We start from the raw sequence: 5430 nt of genomic DNA, 5'->3' as shown, positions 1-5430 counted from the left end.
GGTTAGGGTGAGGGGCTTTTCAAGGTTCAACCGTTTACCAGGATGAAGTCTCACCACTGCGCAAAGCCATCTCCCGCCGACTGTTGATGTGCATCGCCTTGATCAACGACACCGTGCCCACCAACAAAATCGCCGCGCCCAACAGGAAATCAATGTTGTACAGCTGAAAATCCTGCACCGGCCCGATCAGCAATACCCGCACGATCGCGGCGCCCAACAGCGTGGCGAGGAAGTCGATCCCCGGCTCGTTACGGTAGAACACCAGCAGCAACGGCAGGCACAACACCAACAGCAGCAACAACACGACAACCTTGAACGAACCTTTGCGCTCGACGCTAAACGCGCATTCGTGCGGGCCGTAAGCCTTGTAATCGTTGTCGCGGATCATCGAGTTATTCTCGTTGATGTAGTCGACGCGGTTGTATTTTTGAATCGGTGTGAAGGTATTGGACATCTCCATCAGCGTGGTGATGTTCTTGAAGCGCAGGTCGATGCGCTCGCTGCCCTTGAGGTAATAAAGCACCGGTTTGTAGCCGTAGCGATAAGTGTCGAAGGGGAATTCAGTGACCTGACCCTGCACACCGATCGGCCGTGGTTCAAGTTCGGCGTAGGCGCTTTTGTTGGTGGCCGACAGGTTGCGGCTCAGCGGCTGCACCTTGACCTGTTCAAGGAAGATCGGCGTGACGCCGTAGGACCACTGCAACGGTTCCAGACGCAAACGCAGTTCGTTGCGGCTGAGGTCGTAACGGTTGAAGGTGCGTTCCGAAACCACAAGGGAGCCACTGAGCATGAACTCGCCGCGCAGGTTGTTGGTGACGCGCAAGGTCAGTTGGTCCTTGCCCAGCAACGCCGCTTCGGTGGACGGTGGCGTGCCGCACCACGCGGTGCTTTCGCCGACGCCGCCGAGCTGGCCGCTGCGGTTTTCCTTGAATACGTAAAAGTAACTGGCCCACAGCGTCACCATCAAAAGCAACGCTGTGAGGCCGAGGATTTTTTTGCCCGGACTCACTGATCAGACTCCCTTCTTCGGTTCCATCGTCCAGCCGAAAACCCGCTGGCGACGGCGACTCTACCAAAAGGCCAGCATCGACCCAAGGGAAAATGCCCAACGAGTGAGGGTTGTAGGGGTTTCCCCGGTGGCAGAAGCAAGATCAAAAGATCGCAGCCTTCGGCAGCTCCTACAGTGACCTCATGTAGGAGCTGCCGAAGGCTGCGATCTTTTTTAACCGTCAACGCCGACGAAAGAGCGGACGCGGTTCGATGACTGAGCGCCCATACAGCACACTCATCCCGGCCAAGCCTTTCAACGCATCCTCGGCAGATTTGTCCTCACGCACCGCAAAACTATCGAATCCGCACTGACGCATGTGGCTGAGCTGATCACGCAACACGTCGCCGATCGCGCGCAACTCCCCTGCCCAGCCGAAACGACTGCGCAGCAGATACGCCTGGCTGTAAGCGCGGCCGTCGCGAAAACTCGGGAAGTCCAGCGCGATCAGCGGCAACGATCGCAACCACGGCACCAGGCTTTCAACCTCATCGTCCGGGCCGAGCCACACCGCGTGAGTCGACGGCGACTCCAGCCAGTGCGCCAGCGGCAACATCAGCAAACCTGCCGGCCTTGGCGTCGATGGCTCACGCACCAACGTCCACGGATCGTCTGTCACTATCCGTGCCACGCCCTGCTCCAGTCGCAACAGATTGTTCATACCGCGGCCTCCAGCGTTTTCGGATAGACCCGCTCCTTGAACGGCTCCAGGCCAATCCTTGCCACGGTGTCGACAAACAATTCCTCGTGCTCGCGATAGCGCACAAAGGTGCCAATGATCCGCTCGATCACCTGCGGCACTTCAGCGGCGCTGAACGACGGGCCGATGACTTTGCCCAATGCGCTGTTTTTGCCTTGCGCGCCGCCGAGGGTGATCTGATACCACTCGCTGCCGTTCTTATCGACGCCGAGGATGCCGATATTGCCGATGTGGTGATGGCCGCAGGCGTTCATGCAGCCGGAGATGTTCAGGCTGATATCGCCCAGATCATGCAGGTAATCGAGGTTGTCGAAGCGTGCCTGAATCGCCTGGGCAATCGGGATCGATTTGGCGTTGGCCAAGGCACAGAAATCGCCGCCGGGGCAGGCAATAATGTCGGTCAGCAGGCCGACGTTGGCGCTGCCCAGATCGTGTTTGCACGCCAGTTGCCAAAGCGCATAGAGATCGGTTTTCGGTACATCGGGCAGGACGATGTTCTGCTCGTGGGCAATACGAATCTCGCCGAAACCGAAACGCTGCGACCAGTCAGCGACTGCGAGCATCTGCACGCCGGTGACATCCCCCGGCGGCGAGGCCATGCCCGGTTTGGTCGACAGCACCACGCTGGTGTAACCCGGCACTTTGTGCGGCTGCACATTGCGCGCGACCCAACGAGCGAACGCCGGGCTTTCGGCCAGGCGCGTGCCGAAGTCCAGATCGGTGTCGGCCAAGGTGTGATAAACCGGCGGCACGAAGGCGCTGGCGACCCGTTGGTATTCGGCCTCGGTCAGTTGCGCCGGGCCGTCCTTGAGGTGTTGCCATTCCTCTTCGACTTCCTTGGCGAACGCCTCGATGCCCAGCGCCTTGACCAGAATCTTGATCCGCGCCTTGTACTTGTTGTCGCGCCGGCCGTGGCGGTTGTACACCCGCAGAACCGCTTCGACGTAGGACAGCAAATGCTGCCACGGCAAGCCTTCGCGGATCTGCAAACCGAGAATCGGCGTGCGGCCCAGGCCACCGCCGACGATCACTCGCAGGAGCATCTGCCCGTCGCGACCGGGGTAAAGGTACAGACCGATGTCGTGCATCATGATTGCGGCGCGATCCTGTTTGGCCGAGCAGATGGCGATCTTGAATTTGCGCGGCAGAAACAGGAATTCCGGGTTGATCGTCGACCACTGCCGCAGGATCTCGGCCAGCGGGCGCGGGTCGATCAATTCGTCAGCCGCGACCCCGGCGAAGGCCTCGGTGGTGATGTTGCGCACGCAGTTGCCGGACGTCTGGATCGCATGCATGTTGACCTGCGCCAGACGCTCGAGAATGTCCGGCACCTCGGCGAGTTCGATCCAGTTGAACTGCATGTTCTGCCGCGTGGTGAAGTGACCGTAACCACGATCGTAATCGCTGGCGATGCTGGCCAGCGTGCGCATCTGCTCGGCGCTCAACGTGCCGTAGGGAATCGCCACGCGCAGCATGTAGGCGTGCTTCTGCAGGTACAGGCCGTTTTGCAGGCGCAGCGGCAGGAACTCCTCTTCACTCAATTCCCCGGCCATGAAGCGCTCGACCTGATCGCGAAACTGCGCAACACGCTCGAACACCAGCGCCCGGTCGTAATCATCGTATTGATACATGCAACTGCCACCTCATCAGGATTGATCACGGATCAAAACTGTGGGAGCGAGCTTGCTCGCGAATGCGGTGTGTCAGGCAACGAATAGGTTGTCTGACATACCGCATTCGCGAGCAAGCTCGCTCCCACAGGATTTTCCCAGACTATGGCCGAACAGCGCAGCACGTTACAGATTCACCTGAAGCGATAAAAACCATATCAGGGCGCGGCAGAACGCCGCAGTCAGCCCTTCAATCTGATCCGCACAAATCAAATATTCCTGAGCCTGTTTTGTTTCTGGCGGGGTTTCTACAGTGCAGCTCATGCCAGACCGGGTGGCCTGGCAAGACTTTGCAACCGTGGATGAACTGACCATGAGCACAGCAACAATCGGACAGGCTTATAACTACAAGGTCGTCCGCCAATTCGTCATTGCCACAATTTTCTGGGGTGTGGTGGGCATGGCGATGGGGGTTTTGATCGCCTCGCAACTGGTGTGGCCAGAGATGAATCTGGATCTGCCGTGGACCACCTTCGGCCGTCTAAGACCGCTGCATACCAGCCTGGTGATTTTCGGTTTCGCCGGCAGCGCGCAATTTGCCGCCAGTTACTACGCGGTGCAGCGGACCTGCCAGGTGCGGCTGTATTCGGACAAACTCGCGGCGTTCACTTTCTGGGGCTGGCAATCGGTGATTGTGATCATGCTGATCACCCTGCCAATGGGCTACACCACCACCAAGGAATACGCCGAGATCGAATTCTCCGGCGCGGTGTGGATGGCCGTGGTCTGGGTCGCCTACGCCGTGGTGTTTTTCACTACCGTGGTGCAGCGCAAGACCAAGCACATCTACGTCGGCAACTGGTTTTTCGGCGCGTTCATTCTGGTGATCGCCATGCTGCATCTGGTCAATCACCTGTCGATTCCGGTGGACTGGTTCAAGTCCTATCCGGTGTATTCCGGTGCTACCGACGCCATGGTGCAGTGGTGGTACGGGCACAACGCGGTGGGTTTCTTCCTGACCACCGGGTTCCTCGGGATGATGTATTACTTCGTGCCGAAACAGGTCAATCGCCCGGTGTATTCGTATCGCTTGTCGATCGTGCATTTCTGGGCGCTGATCACCCTGTACATCTGGGCCGGCCCGCACCATTTGCATTACACCGCACTGCCGGACTGGGCGCAGTCGCTGGGCATGGCCATGTCACTGATCCTGCTCGCGCCGAGCTGGGGCGGGATGATCAACGGCATGATGACCTTGTCCGGCGCCTGGCATAAGTTGCGCACCGACCCGATTCTGCGCTTCCTGGTGTTGTCGCTGGCGTTCTACGGCATGTCGACGTTCGAGGGGCCAATGATGGCGATCAAAACCGTCAACGCCCTCTCCCACTACACCGACTGGACCATCGGCCACGTGCACGCCGGCGCCTTGGGCTGGGTGGCGATGATCACCTTCGGTGCGACCTATCACATGGTGCCGAAAGTGTTCGGCCGCGAGCAGATGTACAGCACGCCGCTGATCAACCTGCACTTCTGGCTGGCGACGATTGGCACGGTGTTGTACATCGCTTCGATGTGGGTCAACGGCATCACCCAGGGCCTGATGTGGCGGGCGATCAACGAGGACGGCACGCTGACCTATTCGTTCGTCGAGGCGCTGCAGGCCAGTCATCCGGGATTCATCGTGCGCTTTGCCGGCGGGGTGTTCTTCCTCACCGGGATGTTGCTGATGGCTTACAACGTGTGGCGCACGGTGCGGGTTGCCGACGTTGCACTGGCGCACAGTGAAGCGCAGATCGCCTGAGGCAGGGAGCCGCTCGTGATGGAGATTTTCTTTGATGCGTTGGGCGTGGTGTTTCTGTGGCTGGCGGTGGAGTACTGCTTGCGGCGGGAGACAGCGGACAGTCTGGATGAGGCGAGCATGGTGCCGTTTGCCGATGATCCGGAGGTGGCTCGGCGGGTTGAGCTGGCCACTGGCAAGACGGTGAAAGCAGTGGCGCCGGAGGTGGCGAAGCCGGGGTGGGTGAATCTTGATATGTGAGGGGTGTCAGGTGGGCTGCCCTCACTCTAGCCCT

Annotated in this window: 5 protein-coding genes; 2 read left to right on the top strand and 3 right to left on the bottom strand. The window is 59.5% G+C overall.

Features of this window, described 5'->3' with window-relative positions; genetic code table 11:
* Positions 1-34: 34 nt before the first annotated feature.
* From PMI23_RS23445 to PMI23_RS23435, 3 genes are all read right to left on the bottom strand, one after another.
* Positions 35-1009, bottom strand: a complete 975-nt coding sequence (locus PMI23_RS23445; protein WP_007919007.1) for a hypothetical protein — start codon at positions 1007-1009, stop codon at positions 35-37.
* A 220-nt stretch (positions 1010-1229) separates the two neighbouring features.
* Positions 1230-1709, bottom strand: a complete 480-nt coding sequence (locus PMI23_RS23440) for a DUF934 domain-containing protein (RefSeq protein ID WP_007919006.1) — start codon at positions 1707-1709, stop codon at positions 1230-1232.
* Positions 1706-3379: a nitrite/sulfite reductase gene (locus PMI23_RS23435; protein WP_007919004.1), complete on the bottom strand. Its 1674-nt coding sequence runs from the start codon at positions 3377-3379 to the stop codon at positions 1706-1708. The genes PMI23_RS23440 and PMI23_RS23435 overlap by 4 nt, the downstream gene beginning before the upstream one ends.
* 352 nt (positions 3380-3731) lie before the next feature.
* Between PMI23_RS23435 and ccoN the strand changes: the two genes are divergently transcribed.
* Together ccoN and PMI23_RS23425 are read left to right on the top strand one after the other, a co-directional pair.
* A complete protein-coding gene (gene ccoN / locus PMI23_RS23430) occupies positions 3732-5159 on the top strand; it encodes a cytochrome-c oxidase, cbb3-type subunit I (RefSeq protein ID WP_007919002.1) in 1428 nt (475 codons plus the stop codon).
* Positions 5160-5177: 18 nt separating this feature from the next.
* Positions 5178-5396 (top strand): hypothetical protein, encoded by a 219-nt coding sequence (locus PMI23_RS23425; RefSeq protein WP_007918995.1) that lies wholly within the window; start codon positions 5178-5180, stop codon positions 5394-5396.
* The last annotated feature ends 34 nt before the right edge of the window (positions 5397-5430 follow it).

The sequence above is a fragment of the Pseudomonas sp. GM24 genome, from assembly GCF_000282235.1.
In the GTDB taxonomy this organism is placed as follows: Bacteria; Pseudomonadota; Gammaproteobacteria; order Pseudomonadales; family Pseudomonadaceae; genus Aquipseudomonas.
The sequence above is the reverse complement of the archived record's forward strand: the minus strand, read 5'-3'. Positions and strand labels throughout refer to the sequence as shown.

Bases quoted from the DNA above. Each gene is read 5' to 3' on its own strand.
- PMI23_RS23440 (WP_007919006.1), bottom strand. From the start codon at position 1,709: ATGAACAATCTGTTGCGACTGGAGCAGGGCGTGGCACGGATAGTGACA.
- PMI23_RS23435 (WP_007919004.1), bottom strand. From the start codon at position 3,379: ATGTATCAATACGATGATTACGACCGGGCGCTGGTGTTCGAGCGTGTT.
- ccoN (WP_007919002.1), top strand. From the start codon at position 3,732: ATGAGCACAGCAACAATCGGACAGGCTTATAACTACAAGGTCGTCCGC.
- PMI23_RS23425 (WP_007918995.1), top strand. From the start codon at position 5,178: ATGGAGATTTTCTTTGATGCGTTGGGCGTGGTGTTTCTGTGGCTGGCG.